Source organism: Pedobacter sp. NEAU-ZC8, assembly GCF_059278965.1.
This window is the reverse complement of sequence record NZ_JCAJXC010000020.1, coordinates 1-15236: the sequence shown is the minus strand read 5'-3', so window position 1 is coordinate 15236 and position 15236 is coordinate 1. Positions and strand designations below refer to the sequence as shown.

11 protein-coding genes are annotated in these 15236 nt (G+C 45.3%); 9 read left to right on the top strand and 2 right to left on the bottom strand.

Going from position 1 to position 15236, the window contains the following annotated elements; genetic code table 11:
- Nucleotides 1-17 precede the first annotated feature (17 nt).
- The 3 genes from AC5WJX_RS14970 to AC5WJX_RS14960 all read left to right on the top strand — a co-directional run bounded on the left by AC5WJX_RS14970 (nt 18) and on the right by AC5WJX_RS14960 (nt 4981).
- Nucleotides 18-1592 carry a RagB/SusD family nutrient uptake outer membrane protein gene (locus tag AC5WJX_RS14970; RefSeq protein ID WP_494485153.1) on the top strand — a complete coding sequence of 525 codons (1575 nt, stop codon included), beginning with the start codon at nt 18-20 and terminating at the stop codon, nt 1590-1592.
- Between the two features lie 20 nt (nt 1593-1612).
- On the top strand, nt 1613-2674 hold the full coding sequence (locus AC5WJX_RS14965) for an IPT/TIG domain-containing protein (RefSeq protein WP_494485152.1): 1062 nt from the start codon (nt 1613-1615) through the stop codon (nt 2672-2674).
- A gap of 186 nt (nt 2675-2860) precedes the next feature.
- Nucleotides 2861-4981: a S9 family peptidase gene (locus AC5WJX_RS14960; protein WP_494485151.1), complete on the top strand. Its 2121-nt coding sequence runs from the start codon at nt 2861-2863 to the stop codon at nt 4979-4981.
- Between the two features lie 51 nt (nt 4982-5032).
- Here AC5WJX_RS14960 and AC5WJX_RS14955 read toward each other — a convergent pair whose 3' ends face one another.
- Together AC5WJX_RS14955 and AC5WJX_RS14950 are read right to left on the bottom strand one after the other, a co-directional pair.
- The gene (locus AC5WJX_RS14955; protein ID WP_494485150.1) at nt 5033-6811 is read right to left on the bottom strand and encodes a hypothetical protein; all 1779 of its coding nucleotides are present in this window, start codon (nt 6809-6811) and stop codon (nt 5033-5035) included.
- Between the two features lie 16 nt (nt 6812-6827).
- On the bottom strand, nt 6828-8636 hold the full coding sequence (locus AC5WJX_RS14950; protein ID WP_494485149.1) for an AsmA family protein: 1809 nt from the start codon (nt 8634-8636) through the stop codon (nt 6828-6830).
- A gap of 136 nt (nt 8637-8772) precedes the next feature.
- Here AC5WJX_RS14950 and miaB point away from each other — a divergent pair, with 136 nt between their 5' ends.
- The 6 genes from miaB (at nt 8773) to AC5WJX_RS14920 (ending at nt 15182) form a co-directional block, all read left to right on the top strand.
- Entirely contained in the window at nt 8773-10203 is a 1431-nt protein-coding gene (miaB, locus tag AC5WJX_RS14945) for a tRNA (N6-isopentenyl adenosine(37)-C2)-methylthiotransferase MiaB (RefSeq protein WP_494485148.1), read from the top strand.
- Nucleotides 10204-10205: 2 nt separating this feature from the next.
- Nucleotides 10206-11441: a sigma-54 interaction domain-containing protein gene (locus tag AC5WJX_RS14940; RefSeq protein WP_440428452.1), complete on the top strand. Its 1236-nt coding sequence runs from the start codon at nt 10206-10208 to the stop codon at nt 11439-11441.
- Nucleotides 11441-11959 carry an LptE family protein gene (locus AC5WJX_RS14935; protein ID WP_440428453.1) on the top strand — a complete coding sequence of 173 codons (519 nt, stop codon included), beginning with the start codon at nt 11441-11443 and terminating at the stop codon, nt 11957-11959. Before AC5WJX_RS14940 ends, AC5WJX_RS14935 begins: the two co-directional genes overlap by 1 nt.
- 18 nt (nt 11960-11977) lie before the next feature.
- A complete protein-coding gene (locus AC5WJX_RS14930) occupies nt 11978-13447 on the top strand; it encodes a DUF8458 domain-containing protein (RefSeq protein ID WP_494485147.1) in 1470 nt (489 codons plus the stop codon).
- A gap of 14 nt (nt 13448-13461) precedes the next feature.
- Nucleotides 13462-13833 (top strand): preprotein translocase subunit SecG, encoded by a 372-nt coding sequence (secG, locus tag AC5WJX_RS14925; RefSeq protein ID WP_440428455.1) that lies wholly within the window; start codon nt 13462-13464, stop codon nt 13831-13833.
- A 284-nt stretch (nt 13834-14117) separates the two neighbouring features.
- Nucleotides 14118-15182 (top strand): IS110 family RNA-guided transposase, encoded by a 1065-nt coding sequence (locus tag AC5WJX_RS14920; RefSeq protein ID WP_494483982.1) that lies wholly within the window; start codon nt 14118-14120, stop codon nt 15180-15182.
- Nucleotides 15183-15236 lie beyond the last annotated feature (54 nt).

Genomic DNA, 15236 nt, shown 5'->3' with positions numbered 1-15236 from the left:
GAATTAAGAACATGAAAATGAAATTTATATATTCAACGGTATTGCTGTCGGCATTGACGGTAGTAACCAGTTGTAAGAAGGATTTTCTTGAAAAACCTTCCAGAAATGAACCTACCCTGGAAACCTATTATGAAAATGCGGAACAGGTAAGAGGGGCTACGGGTCTATTATACAATAGCATCTGGTACGAATATCAGGATAAAGCATTCCATGCTATTGGCGAGGTACTCAGCGGCAATATGTATACCAGCGATCCAAAATATAACACCTACCTGAACTTCTCTATCTCCGGAACGGATGAGCAGGTAACCAGATCATGGTATGCCTTCTATAAAATAGCCGGTAACGCAACCGTTCTGATCAACACTTTTGAGCAGAAAAAGGCTCAGGTTTCAGATCCTTCTTATCTGAACCAGGGGATTGCTGAAGCAAGGTTCATGAGAGGTGTAGCTTATTTCTATCTTGCACGTGTTTTTGGTGATGTGCCTATTATTACTGATCCGGTTGACCTGGCACAAAGTGGACAGTTTAACGTTCCACGTTACATCCAGTCGGACGTGATCAAGTTTGCCATTGAAGATTTGCAATTTGCTGAGGCAAACCTGAAAGCAAATGATGATCCAGGCCGTGTAACGCAGTTCTCGGCAAAAGGTATGATGGCAAAAGCTTACCTGTACCTGAAAGATTACGCGAATGCAAAAGCTAAAGCCAGCGAGGTAATCAGTTCCGGCAAGTATTCTTTATATCCTGACTACCAGAAAATGTTTACAGATCCTTCTGCAAACAACAACCCGGAAGTGCTCTTCGCCTTGCAGTGGCTTGCTTCTGGTGGTTACTCGATAGGAAACCCGATCCAGGCGTATGTGGCGCCTTCGACTTTGCTACTACCAACTACAGGTGCAGGCTGGTCGGCCATTATTCCATCGATTGACTTGCTAAACAGCTATGAGTTCAACGACAAGCGTAAACAATGGTCTATCATGGAGCATGGTTTCAAGAAAGAGAACTGGGTGAATGTGAATTTTCCAAATGGTTTTACTTACGATACGACCTATGTAACCAATGCGGATGAAAAGCTGAAAATTAAAACAGGTACACGTTCCAATGCTTTGAAATATGTTGTTGGTCCGGGTGGCAATGGTGTTAATGTAAATGGAACATCAACCGATATGAACACTTATATCTTGAGATATGCTGATATCCTGTTGATCTATGCAGAAGCAACCTTAGGTACTGCAGCATCTACAAGTGACGCCTCTGCGCTTGAAGCATTCAATCAGGTGAGACATCGTGCAGGATTTGGCGTTTCAGCCGATAAGACCGTGCTTACCCCAGAGCTGATCCTGCATGAAAGAAGGGTGGAGTTTGCATTTGAAGGTGATTACTGGTTTGATATTCAAAGACAAGGTTTTGCTAAGGCTAAACAAATTGTTGACCAGCAGGAAAGAGGTATTTACAGCTCGGCTGGTAAACACCGCATTGAGAGTGTTAAAGCAACCTTGACTTCAGAAGCTAATCTGTTTATCCCAATTCCAACAACAGAGATCCTGACAAACCCAGAATTGGGTAAACCTGCTATTCCATACTATTAGACCATTATAAAATATTCGATATGAAACGATTTAAATTAAAAAGCTTTGCGTTGGTGCTCCTGTTGGCATCCACCTTCCTTGCTGCCTGCACGAAGGAAGAGGAGCGGCCTGAAGCATCGGAAAGTCCAAGGGCCAATGCGCTTGAAATAACTGAAGGTTCTGCAGGTGAGGTCATCACCGTAACGGGCGACAAACTAGGCGGCATAAAAACCATTCTATTTGAAAAGGATAGTGTATTAGCACCGTTTAACCCAGTGCTAAATAATGATCGCGCAATTGTATTCCGGGTGCCGGACGAGGCTGTTGGTGGTGAGCAAAACATCATCCTGACCAATACCCTGAACAAGCAGATCATTATTCCGTATAAAGTCATTGCTTTGCCAACCGTTACTGGAGTATCTAACTATAACTTCGTACCAGATGGCCCTGCGATAACGTTAACCGGTAACAACCTGGGTGATGTAACTTCTGTTACCTTAGAAGGCAGCAGCGCAGCCGCAACCATTGTATCGCAGTCGAAACGTGAACTTGTGATCACTTTCCCTGCAACAACGGTAAACAGTGCAAAACTTGTTGTTACAAACTCAACCGGTCCGATCACTACAAACCAGGAGTTCGTAAACATGAACAATGCCTTCAAGATCTTCACCGATGATTATGAGAATGGCTTTGTAAATGGCTCTTGGGGACCTGCAGATATTTCAACCGAATTCTTTAAGTCTGGTTCGAAATCATTCAAAGCTGGTTACAACAAAGGCAATTGGAGTGCAGATGGTTTTGCATACTGGGATGGCCTGGCAAACATGCCGGAGTACAAATTCCTAAGCTTCTGGGTTAAAGGTGGCTCAGCGAATTACACCTTGTACCTGACTGGCGACCAACGTGCAGGTGGATACGGAAACTCCGATAAATCTATTCCATTAAACATCCCTGCCAATGTTTGGACCTACTTTAAGATCCCGATGTCGACCATTAAGTTCTGGGAAAAGGGCGCTCCGATGAAGCAGTTTGGCTTCTGGATCGAAGGTCCGGATGCACAGGATGAGGCATTTTACTTTGATGACGTAATCTTCATCAAATAGACCACTAAAACTTCATTAGCTGGCTTGTAATTCATTTTACAAGCCAGCTTTTTTTTAGAGGCACCTGGCCGGAGTGGACATCTATAATGCTGAGTCCAAATTGTGGAGCTCCAGGGTAACATCTATCAAACATATTTTGCAGCATGGCTTTAACTTCTTACTTTCAGCCTTTAAACTGTTTTAAAAATGAATAAAACTCTACTGTTTACCTTAACTGCCGGCTTGCTCTATATGTCGCCCGCCCAGGCGCAGCTTAAGCGATTAAGTCAGCAGCAAACGCTGGGAAATCAACCTTCTCTGACGATTCCATTAAACCCGGTTACGGGCTGGGCGGATGCACAGCATTACATTGAAATGGATATAAAGGACCGCAGCCTGAAAGCGGTCGACGTGAATACCGGCAAGAAGGAAAGCTATACCCCACCACCGAAAAGCAATGTAAGTGTGATGGTGAAAGACGCTGACGTTTTCATCCAGTATGGAAAAGATGCGCCGAAGCGTTTAACGAATGATAAAGACGAGGAGAAGAACCCTACCCTTTCTCCGGATGGAAAATATGTTGCTTTTACCCGCAACAACGACCTGTATGCCGTTGATGTAACGACAGGCAAAGAGATTCGCTACACCAACGATGGTACAGATGTTATCTATAACGGTTATTCTTCCTGGGTATATTTTGAGGAGATCTTAGGCCGCGCAACAAAATACAAGGCTTTCTGGTGGTCGCCAGACAGCAAACACATTTCCTTCATGCGCTTTGATGATACCAAAGTACCGATGTTCCCGATCTATGGATCTACCGGTCAGCATGGCTATACGGAGAAGACCCGTTACCCTAAAGCTGGTGATGCAAACCCGGAGGTTAAAATCGGTTTTGTCCCGGCAGTGGGGGGTGCTGTGGTTTGGGCGGACTTCAATGCTAAAGATGATCAGTACTTCGGTACCCCATACTGGAGCTACGACGGCAGCAGCATGATGGTGCAATGGCTGAACCGCGGTCAGGATAACCTGAAGTTTTACTCGGTTGATCCACTTACCGGTGCCAAAAAGGAGATCTATGACGAGAAACAGAAGTCTTGGGTTGACCTGGACTTTGATGAGCGCATCACCTACCTGGAAGACAAAAAGCACTACATCCTGAGAAGTGACAAAACCGGCTGGTCGCACTACTACCTGTACACGTTGGGCGGCAAACTGCTGAACCCACTAACTAGCGGAAAATGGCAGGTAACCAAACTGGTGCATGTAGATGAAAAAAATAAAGTGGTTTACTTTATGGCCCGTAAAGAAGCTTCAACCCGTACCGACTTTTACCGCGTAAATTACAATGGTAAAAATCTGAAACGTTTAACGTTTGGCGAATATAGCAATCAGGTGGAGATGGCGCCAGATGGCAGCAAGTTCATCACCACCTACTCGAACGTTTCTACCCCACAGAAAAGAACTTTGGTAGACAACAATGGTAAGATCATTAAGGAACTTGGAGACAGCAAATCTCCGGATTTCGCTTCTTATGAATTCGGTAAAACGGAGATGATTACCATTCCAACAGAAGATGGCTACAACCTTCCGGCCGTGATCACCTACCCTACTGGCTTTGATAAAACGAAGCAGTACCCTGTTGTGTTCAGCATCTACGGCGGACCAAATGCAGGTACCGTGACCAACACCTGGAAAGGTACTGCGCCCCAATACTGGGCGAATGAAGGTGTGATTCAGATTGCTGTAGATCACCGCGCCTCTGGCCAGTTTGGAAAGGAAGGTGTTGCTTTGATGCACCGCAACCTTGGTAAATGGGAGATGAAAGATTATATGACCGCAGGTCGCTGGTTGAAATCACAACCTTGGGTTGATGGTAAAAAACTACTGATCACTGGCCATAGTTACGGCGGCTACATGACTTGTATGGCTTTAACTTACGGTGCTGATGTCTTTGATTTCGGTTATGCCGGCGCACCGGTTACCAGCTGGGAATTGTACGACAGTCACTATACTGAACGTTTCATGGACACGCCACAGGAAAACCCTGAAGGTTACAAGAATGCGTCTGTATTGACCTACGTAGATCAGTACAAAGGGTTATTACGTGTGATGCATGGCGATATGGACGATAACGTCCACATGCAGAATACCATCCAGTTTATTGACAAGCTGCAGAATGCAAACAAGCATTTTGAGTTGATGATCTACCCTGGTGGCCGTCATGGTTGGGGTGGTGTGAAAACCCCGCATGATCGTGCAGAGCGCTTCCGTTTTTACTATGAAAACTTATTGAATAAGCCGATGCCGGCTTCCCTGGCTAACTAAAAGCCATGATATTGCAAAAGCCCTTGGACTTCGTTCAAGGGCTTTTTGTTTTTAGTTCCGCTTTCGGCGGTTCTCGCGCCGTTGTTCACGATCTGCTTTCATCTTTTCAAACTTCTCGATCTGTGCCTTAATCTCTTTTTCTTTCTCCACGGTAAACCCTATGCTGTGCCGTATGCCTTGAAACAGGCTTTTATGGATAAAGCTAAAGAAGGATGCCTTTGCCGGTCGATGGTAATTGATCTTTGCAGAGACAAACTTACCTTCCCGGTCGGGGTTGCCGGAGTTGATGATCAGGTTATTTGCAAGAAAGGACATAAAGCCTTTACTCACCAGACGGTCGGAATCTTCAGCGGGCTCCAGCAGTCTTACACCAAGGTTATGATACCGGAAGTCGAGCGTGCCTAAGGCGAGGCTTTCGTTGGCTCGAATATCAAAACGGAGTTCATCAATAAATCCGCTCTTAATCTGCAGCATGGCTACCGGTCTGGTGATCTTATTCAGCAGCCGCCCATCCATGTTCCGCAACCTGCCTTTGTAATTGAAGAATCCATTTTTAGCCGAGAGGTGGAATTTGAAATCGACATCCAAGGCACCTTTTTCCATGAACCGGCTCTGCAGTTTCGCCGTCATCACCGGATTTAGTGCTTTGTACTTTGGAGCATTCGTCAGGTTGCTGATCGTTCCGGAGGTCTTGTTAAACGTGATACTCCCCTTCTGTTTACTGCGGCGGTTGTAGGCCGAGTAACTGAAATCAATGTCATTCAGATGAAGCTTCTGCACGGTCACCGTACCACTTAGATTCTGTAGCAGCTGATGCGGAAACTGTCCGCTTTTAGGAAGGCCTTTGCCGGGTATCACATTGGAACTAAAAACAGCAACAAAGCCGTTATTGATCTGCATGTCCTTTGCAAATAGCTCCTGTGTGGAGATATAGAGGGGAAAATCAATGCCGCCCAGGCTGATCTCATTGAAAGAAATGTTGAAGCGGTCCTTAGCATAACCGGCAGCTTTTGAGAAATCCATTTCCGGATGTTGCGGCACTACAGTAAACTGCCTGATCTTTAAACGGCCGGTGGATGCCCGGAAGTCCAGCTTGTTCATCTTAATGTGGTACAGGCTATCCGGGCTTCGGTATACATAATCGTTCATGCTGAGCACAACATCTTTAAGCAGGTACAAACGTTTGGGGTCCTCCGCAGATTTGGGATCGATGAGCCAGTCTTTAAGCGTGATGTTCAGGTTAGACAGGGAGTCGGCTACTGGCTTTTCACCGTTGTTGTTGATGTATTTAAACTTGATGTCGCGCAGATTTATATTATTGACCTGCAGCTCTGCCAGATACTTGGAAATGTAGTCGTAAGGATTGTACCTGGGCCTTGGCGGTTTTCCTTCATTATAGGGCTGTTGCTTATTGACCATCATGATATCCGGTCGCAGCAGCAGCAGCTCATCAATTTGCAGTTTATTTTTCCTGTACAGTGTAAAGGGGTGAAAGCCCCGGATCATCACGCGCTTTACGCGGATGGTATAGATGTTATTCGGACCGGCGGCCCGGGCATTTAAGCGTTTAAGCGCCAGAGAATCGGGAATGATGTTTACGTCGTATAAGGAAGCATTACCGGTGATCCAATTGGTGCGGATGGTGGAGAACTCAACATGGTAGAGGCTGTCTGTAGCGGTAAAAACCAGGTCTTTTAATTCCTGGGTAATGACCGGGCGGAGTTTTTCAGAATAGTACCAGGATAATGCAGTGGCGAAGATAGATACCGGCAGCAGAATGGCGGCGATATACTTAACAATCCGGAAGTTTTTATGCGCATGATCTGACATATCCGGCTAAAAGTTACTACTTTTTTTCCTCACGTGCTTGCTTTCTTTCCGCACGTTTTTGCTGCCGTTTTTCTTTACGTTCTTCCTTGCGCTCTTCGAGCTTCTCCTCTATTTTCTCGTGCGACTTCGCCGCACTTTTCGGTTTGATAAAGCCAATACCTACGGTTTCCCGGATACCGGTAAAAACACTTTTCCAGAGTAAACTGAAGAAGGATTGCGAAGGTGAGCGGGTAAACTGTACCGCTGCAACGCGGAGTGGCTCTCCTTTTTCAGGATTGGCATCCTTAATAACCAACTTGTTCGCCAGGAAGGACAGCAGACCTTTCTTCTTAGGCGTCTCACCATCTTCAGCCTCCTTAAGCAGCTGCACTTTGAGGTTGTTGTATTGCATTCTCAGGCTACCTGTAGAACCCACAGCATTTCCTTTAATGTCAAATTCAACTTTTTGAATATTACCTGTTTCAATCTTGACCAATCCAAGTGCAGAAGCCAGTGGGTTTAAAGCGGGCATATTCATGGAACCTATATTTCCCCGGAAGCTGAAGGCGCCATCTTTAGCGTTCAGGTTAAAACGAAGGTGTGCATCGAGATCTGCCGCCTTAATGATCTTCGCTTTTAGATCTGCCGCCATGAAGGCATTTTTGCTTTTCTGCAGGGAATCGTTCGTCACGTTTTTAATAGTGCCGGTCAGGTTATCGATATGCACCGTACCCCGCTCCTGCGCAATTGGATTATACTCAGTATACGCTACGTCAACGTTTTTCAGATTTACCGTGTCGATGATCAGTGGCAGTTCTACCCTTTGCAGTGCGATGTGCGGAAAGTTGCGGCTCTTGTTCTCCTTTGAGGGTGGGAGTTCGCGGTTCATGAATATCTTCACTTTGGCGGAAGCAATGGTCAGGGCCTCCGCATACAAGCGCCCCTCCACGTTGAAGCGCTCCAGATCTAAACCGCGAAAATTGATGGTCGGAAACTTCAGGTCATAGCGATCCCGTTGGGTCTTGTACTTCCTGCTGAACTCCAGGTCCGGATACATCGGGATCATCTGAAATCCCTTCATCCGGATATCCCCTTTGTTGGCAAAGCCGGTAAGGGTATCCACCTTCATGGTGTACAACTTATCTTTGCTGATCGACTTGTACCCGATCAATTCAAATGCAACGTCTTTGCTGTAATAAAACCTTTCTTTATCATACTGGGATACACTGTCAATAAGCACATCAGTAATGCTGACATTAAGCTTTTGCACCGCATTCAGAACTGTCCCTGTTTCTCCACGAATGTAATCGAAGTTTGCATTAAGCACTTTGATGCTCCTGATATGCACAGATTCCAATGATTTGGAGATCTTCTGATAAAGATTGGTTGCTGTTTTTGTAGTGTCGGCCTGCGGTTTAACATTGAAGCGCAGCATGTTGATGGAGGGCTCGTCTATCACAATTGCATTCATGTTGATCCGCTTCTTAAAGTAGGCTTCTAAAATGCTGATGCGGGTAAGTTTAAGCTTTGCAAGTTTGATCTCGAACAGGTGCACCGGGGCAAGTTCTTTTTTTCTTAGTGCATGGAACACCGAGGTATCCGGATAAAGTCGTACACTATCCAGACTCACCGTACCGGTAAGCACGTTCAGGTTGAGGTCTGTAAAATCTATGTTGTATAAATGGTCTGAAGCCTCATATATGCCGGTCTTGATCTTTTCCGTAAGAAAGGGTTTCCACTTCGCTGCAATGTATATCGCGGAGGTTACGACAATTACAAGTAGTGCAATTAAGCTGCCTGCGATCCATTTTAGGAGCTTTCTTTTCTTCGGGTTAAGGTTCGTCATGAAGCAGCTTTCATTGGTTTATAGTATAATAAGGAAAATCAAAAGCAAAATGTTTGGGGCCCCATTTAAATCTGACACTTTGTCATTTTAAAAATTAATTGCTTAATTTTGTATTTCAGTAATAAAGCATACAGCAATGATTGAATTAGAGCTAGCAGACAAGACACACGATGAAGCGCGCCAGGGTGAAGCTTTAATAATTGATACGCCGAAGCTTCAGAATGCACGTAAACTGTACATTGAAAGCTATGGCTGCCAGATGAATTTCGCCGATAGCGAGATTGTGGCTTCGATTTTAGGTGATAACGGTTTTGAAACAACCGGCGATTATAAAGAGGCAGATTTAGTATTCATCAACACCTGCTCCATCAGGGAAAATGCAGAACAAAGGGTGCGTAACCGTTTGTCGCAATTTGGTGTGGAGAAGCGTAGAAATCCAAAGCTTATTGTGGGTGTTCTGGGCTGTATGGCCGAAAGATTGAAGTCTAAATTCCTGGATGAAGAGAAGCTGGTAGATATGGTTGTTGGACCGGATGCTTACCGCGACCTGCCACAACTGATCGGTCAGGTGGAAGATGGTCAAAAAGCGATCAACGTGTTGCTTTCCCGCGAGGAAACCTATGCAGATATCAGTCCGGTGCGTTTAAATGGAAATGGCATAACTGCTTTTATTTCCATTATGCGCGGCTGCGACAACATGTGTTCTTTCTGCGTGGTACCATTTACCCGTGGACGTGAGCGCAGCAGGGATCCTTATTCCATAGTTGCGGAAGCGCAGGATCTATTCGATCGTGGCTACCGCGAAGTGACCTTACTTGGGCAGAACGTGGATTCGTACAAGTGGAAGGGCACTGAAGGAACAGAATCAGCAGAGGTACAAGTGAACTTCGCTCAACTGCTGGAGATGGTTGCCCTGATCAGCCCGGATCTACGGATTCGTTTCTCGACCTCTCACCCTAAAGACATTACGGACGAGGTACTTTATACCATTGCCAAATACGATAACATCTGTAACTATATACACCTGCCGGTACAATCAGGCAGCACCCGCGTGTTGGAACTGATGAACCGCACATACACCAGGGAGTGGTACATGAACCGTGTGGATGCCATCAGGAGGATCATTCCGGATTGTGCAATTTCTTCAGACATCATCGCAGGTTTCTGCACAGAAACGGAAGAAGAGCACCAGGAGACCTTAAGCATGATGGACTATGTTGGTTATGACTTCGCCTTTACCTTCAGCTATTCGGAGCGTCCGGGAACATTGGCTGCGAGAAAGCTGGTGGATGATGTGCCTGAGGAAGTGAAGAAACGTCGCTTGGCGGAGATCCTGCAGAAAGCGCAGGAAACTTCTCTGTACCGCTTGCAGCAGAATGTGGGTAAAACCCTGCGCATTCTGGTGGAGGGGACTTCTAAGAAATCAAAAACAGATTATTGCGGTCGTAACGACCAGAATGCTATGGTGGTTTTCCCGGCAACGGCGGAAATTAAACCAGGGCAATATGTGAATGTAACTATTGAACGTTGTACATCAGCGACCCTATTGGGTAGAATTGCGGAGTAATTATGGACGTACAGGATATTAAAAACAGGTTCGGGATCATTGGCGGCTCACCGCTGCTGAACCGGGCGATAGATATAGCGAGACAGGTTGCACCTACGGATATGTCGGTTTTAATTACCGGTGAAAGTGGTAGCGGTAAAGAGGTGTTTTCGCACATCATCCACCAGATGAGTGCAAGGAAGCACGGTACTTTCATCGCCGTAAACTGTGGTGCTATTCCGGAAGGCACGATCGATTCGGAGCTATTCGGGCATGAGAAAGGTTCCTTTACCGGTGCGCATGAAGCACGTAAGGGTTACTTTGAGGTGGCCAATGGCGGAACGATCTTCCTGGATGAGGTTGCCGAGTTACCGCTGGGCACACAGGCACGTTTGCTTAGGATCCTGGAAAGCGGGGAATACCTGCGCGTGGGTTCTTCGAAGGTGCAGAAAACCGATGTGCGCATTATTGCGGCGACAAACGTAGACGTTTATAACCGGGTGAAAAATGGCAAATTCCGCGAGGATCTTTACTACAGGCTGAACACCGTGCCTTTGCGCATTCCTGCGTTGCATGAGCGTAAGGAAGATATCTATCTGCTGTTCCGCAAGTTTTCAGCAGATTTTAGTGATAAGTACCGCAGTCCGGGTATACAGCTGGAACCCGATGCCATTCAGGTGCTCAGCAACTACAGCTGGCCGGGTAACGTACGACAGTTGAAAAACATTGCCGAGCAGATCTGTGTGTTGGAGAAAGACCGCAACGTTACAGCGGCCGCATTGCTAAACTATATTCCGAATGAAAGCGGCGCTAACCTGCCGATGGCCATCAACGGCAATAACAATAAGGAAGATTTTACCGAAAGGGATATTCTATACAAGGTTCTTTTTGATATGAAAAAGGACATGGTTGATCTGAAGAAGCTTGTTGCGGAGATTATCCAAAGCGGCGGTAACACGGCCCACATTATGGAGGATAACCCGCATTACATCAACCAGCTTTATCAGGAAATTGACCGGCCGAAGTTTGAGCCACAGGCATTGACAATTAACAAGCCTGCGCCAAATGCACCGATGGAATACAACTACGCACATGAGGCGGAGGAAGTAGAAGAATCACTGTCACTGGTGGATAAAGAATCTGACCTGATTAAAAAGGCACTGAAAAAGCATAAAGGCAAACGTAAGTTTGCAGCGCAGGAGCTGGGTATTTCTGAGCGCACCCTATACCGCAAAATCAAAGAACTGAACTTAAATTAATGATGAAGAAGATATATATCCTGCTTTTTGCGGTTGTTGCACTGTTTAATTCATGTTCAATCAAATTCAATGGAGCGTCAATCCCCCCGGAGATGAAGACCGTGACCGTGAACTTCTTCGAGAACAATGCGCCCTTGGTAATCCCTTACCTGAGCCAGCAGTTTACAGAGGACCTGCGTACCAGGATCAGGAACCAGTCGCGCCTGAGCATCGTGCAGAATGACGGCCATGCGATATTTGAAGGCCGGATTACGAACTATGAGATCCGTCCGGTGACACTTACCGACAATAACCAAATGAACTCCAATACACAAGGTTCAAACAGGCTATCAATTACTGTAAACGTGAAGTACACGAACAATATTGACGCTAAACAGAGCTTTGAAGAGTCGTTTACAAGATTCAAGGATTTCGTGCTTTCCGGCTCTAGCTTGCAGGCACTTGAGCCGCAATTGATCAAAGACATCAATACGCAGTTGACTGAGGATATTTTTAACAGGGCTTTTGCTCAATGGTAATAATTGTATCTTAGCAACGTGGAGCAGGGAATAGACCATAATAAACAGCTTAGTTCTATCATTAATGATCCGGATAGCCTGCGGCATTCGGACATTCCTTTATTGCGGGAACTGCTGGAGCTGTACCCCTACTTCCAGCCCCTGCGGTTAATTCTGGCGAAGCTCTCCATGGAAACAGCGGAAGCGGAACACACCCTCACCACCACCGCCTTGTACACCAATGGCGCCATGTTGCACCAATTCCTGCACCGGAAACCGGCGATGCAACCGGCAAGGTCTGCAGAAGCACCGCTTCCATCAGCCCCTGCTGTAGAAACAACCTTCGAAGATAAATCCATTTTTGAAGAAGCAACAGACCTGGAGGCGGCAAGTTTACTGGAAGAAGTATATGCCTTTGGTGCCGCTGACCCGGAACAGCCTGAGGAAATCAACAGCGTTGAAGAGGTAAATGATACCATTACTGACGATCAGGCCACTTACGACGAGATTGCGGAAATCAATATCCACGACTACGACAATCCTATTGATCATCTTTCTGCAGCGCAGAGCGATGACACCTACGAAGAAATATCAGAGATAAACATTCATGACTATGATGGGGATGCTCCTGTAGAGCAACCGGCTATAGTAGATAATAATGCCTTTATAGAAACTGTTGAGAATATTGACGGAGGCATTGATGAAATTGATATAGCGGTTGCAGATCATAGTTCAACGGGTGCAGAGGATAATGATGCACAGGAAATATTTGAAGAGATTTCTGAAGTTGATGGCCATGACTATCAACAGCCCGCTACCGAACAGACCATACCTACGCCTGCGCCGGTCATTGAGACTTTAGAAGATAACTTCGTTGAAAATATTGCCGCCACTGATTTCTTCGCTTTCGAAGAGAAGTTCATCGCGGATGATGCGCAAAACAATAGCAAAGCAGTTTCTGCACCTCCAGCCCCGGCTTGGACGGATCAACAACAGGCAAATCCAGGAGAGAAGGACACCAGTGAAATCACCAATTACGACGATGACACACTTCCTTACACCTTCCTGTGGTGGCTGGCAAAAACACGGAAAGAGCATTCCACGATCTTCCAGCCCTATGCGACGCCAAAGCGGCAAACGCAGAGTGAGCTCCATCAGCAATATGTAGAGCACATTTTCCATATTCAAAGTCCCTTCAATGCAGAAGAGATCCTGAACAACGTTCCGGAGCACCAGGCAGATCCGAAGGATGCTAAGATCATTGACGAGTTCATCAAGAAAGACCCGCAGATCACGCCGCCAAGGCCAGAGCAGATTGATACGGAAAACAAGGCTAAGCGTAGCGCCGAGGACCACAATGATCTCGTTTCAGAGACCCTCGCGAAGATCTACATCGAGCAGATGCTTTACCACAAGGCCATAGATACTTATGAAAAATTAAGTTTGAAGTTTCCGGAAAAAAGCCGTTACTTTGCCGATCTTATCCAATCTATAAAAAAGAAAATTTAACCATATAACAGACTATGCTTTTTTTAATTATTCTATTGATCATTATTTGTGTCGCTTTAGCAATCTTTGTATTGATCCAGAACCCTAAAGGTGGTGGATTGGCAACAGGATCGTCAGCCAGTAACATGTTCGGCGTACAGCGCACAGGAGATGTTCTAGAAAAAGGCACCTGGATCCTGTTAGCCGTAGTTGTTGTAATTACTTTATCTATTACAACCATTGCTAAAACTGGTAACGGCGGTTCAACCGGAGCGTCGAAAATTCAGGAACAACTGAACAGAACACCTGCTCCATCTCCAATTGGAAATGCGCCTGCTAATAACAATGCTGCTCCTGCTAACAACAACACTGCACCTGCAGAAACACCAGCGCAGCCAGCACCATAGTCCTAAATAAAGATTTGAAGCCCGTTAAGACAACTCTTAACGGGCTTTTATTTTTACTGAGAATTTTAAAAAGGTCAATATATTGTTGTTATGCAAAATGTGTTGGCTGTTCGTGTCAGTTCAGATCGGGCTAGGTAGGCTATATGTTATACCGTAAAAAAGGTTGAACGACACGATTTTATTCTCAGGAGTCTGAACAGTACTTAAGGCCATAACTAGGAGCCTGGATAAAACAAAAGGATAGACGAAGGGGAATTAAGTCGATACGATCTAAATTCTTGATTATGGCTATTACAAAACAATCAGTTGGGATAGATATCTCACAAGCTACATTTACAGTATGTCTGTGTCAGCGTGCAGAGAATGGCGAATTAGCGTTCTCAAAAGTAGTAACCTTTGGCAATGATACTAAAGGTTTTAACCAAATGCTTCGCTGGGCCAAGGGCGCTATCGCCATCGGACCAGAGCTTGTGTTTCTAATGGAAGCCACGGGTGTTTATTACGAAAATTTGGCACACCATTTACATAAAGTAAAGAAAAGGGTTCATGTGGTGCTTCCTAACACCTCTAAACACTACTTTTCGAGCTTAAACATCAAGACCAAGACAGATGCTGTTGATGCAAGGATCTTAAGTCAGCTTGGAGTAGAGCGGACTCATAAGCTTTGGACTCCACCTCCTGCCGCCTTATTACAGCTGAGGAATCTAACCAGATATTATGTTCAGCTACAAGAACAAAAAACTAGCCTTGGCAACATCAAGCACAGTAAGGACGCTTCGCACGATGTTCAAAGCTTCATTCTCAAGAGTAATAAAAAGTTGATTGAAGATATCGACAAAGAAATTGCAAAAACGTTAAAAGAGATAAAAAGGCTTATAGAAACAGACAGCAACCTGAAAGAAAGAATAACAAAGCTGCTCACCATAAAGGGAGTAGGTTTGATTACCATAGCTACTATCCTGGCCGAAACTATGGGATTTGAGCATTTCAGGAATGCTAAACAACTGGTAAGTTATTCAGGCTATGATGTCGTGCAAAGAGAATCAGGAACCTCCATAAAAGGCAAGACCAGAATCTCTAAAAAAGGCAATCGGTACATCAGAAATGCATTGTACTTCCCGGCAATGGTCGCTTGCAGATTCAATCCTGGTCTAAAAGAAATGTATACAAGAATCAATCAAAACAAACCCTCAAAGATGATTGGACAAGTTGCCATTCAAAGAAAGCTATTAATATTGATCTATACTTTATGGAAGAATGATACGGAGTTCATTGAGGGCTATAAACTAAGTAGTCCCAACCCGAAAGTTGAGACTACGCTAGATAGTTCCATAGTCGAACTTCTTTGAAATACAAAAATACTTTTTTGTCTAAAATGTTTGCAATTTATAACAGTACCTTTT

Excerpts from the sequence above, each read along its gene's own strand:
- AC5WJX_RS14970 (WP_494485153.1), top strand. The coding sequence starts at position 18 with ATGAAATTTATATATTCAACGGTATTGCTGTCGGCATTGACGGTAGTA.
- AC5WJX_RS14965 (WP_494485152.1), top strand. The coding sequence starts at position 1,613 with ATGAAACGATTTAAATTAAAAAGCTTTGCGTTGGTGCTCCTGTTGGCA.
- AC5WJX_RS14960 (WP_494485151.1), top strand. The coding sequence starts at position 2,861 with ATGAATAAAACTCTACTGTTTACCTTAACTGCCGGCTTGCTCTATATG.
- AC5WJX_RS14955 (WP_494485150.1), bottom strand. The coding sequence starts at position 6,811 with ATGTCAGATCATGCGCATAAAAACTTCCGGATTGTTAAGTATATCGCC.
- AC5WJX_RS14950 (WP_494485149.1), bottom strand. The coding sequence starts at position 8,636 with ATGACGAACCTTAACCCGAAGAAAAGAAAGCTCCTAAAATGGATCGCA.
- miaB (WP_494485148.1), top strand. The coding sequence starts at position 8,773 with ATGATTGAATTAGAGCTAGCAGACAAGACACACGATGAAGCGCGCCAG.
- AC5WJX_RS14940 (WP_440428452.1), top strand. The coding sequence starts at position 10,206 with ATGGACGTACAGGATATTAAAAACAGGTTCGGGATCATTGGCGGCTCA.
- AC5WJX_RS14935 (WP_440428453.1), top strand. The coding sequence starts at position 11,441 with ATGATGAAGAAGATATATATCCTGCTTTTTGCGGTTGTTGCACTGTTT.
- secG (WP_440428455.1), top strand. The coding sequence starts at position 13,462 with ATGCTTTTTTTAATTATTCTATTGATCATTATTTGTGTCGCTTTAGCA.
- AC5WJX_RS14920 (WP_494483982.1), top strand. The coding sequence starts at position 14,118 with ATGGCTATTACAAAACAATCAGTTGGGATAGATATCTCACAAGCTACA.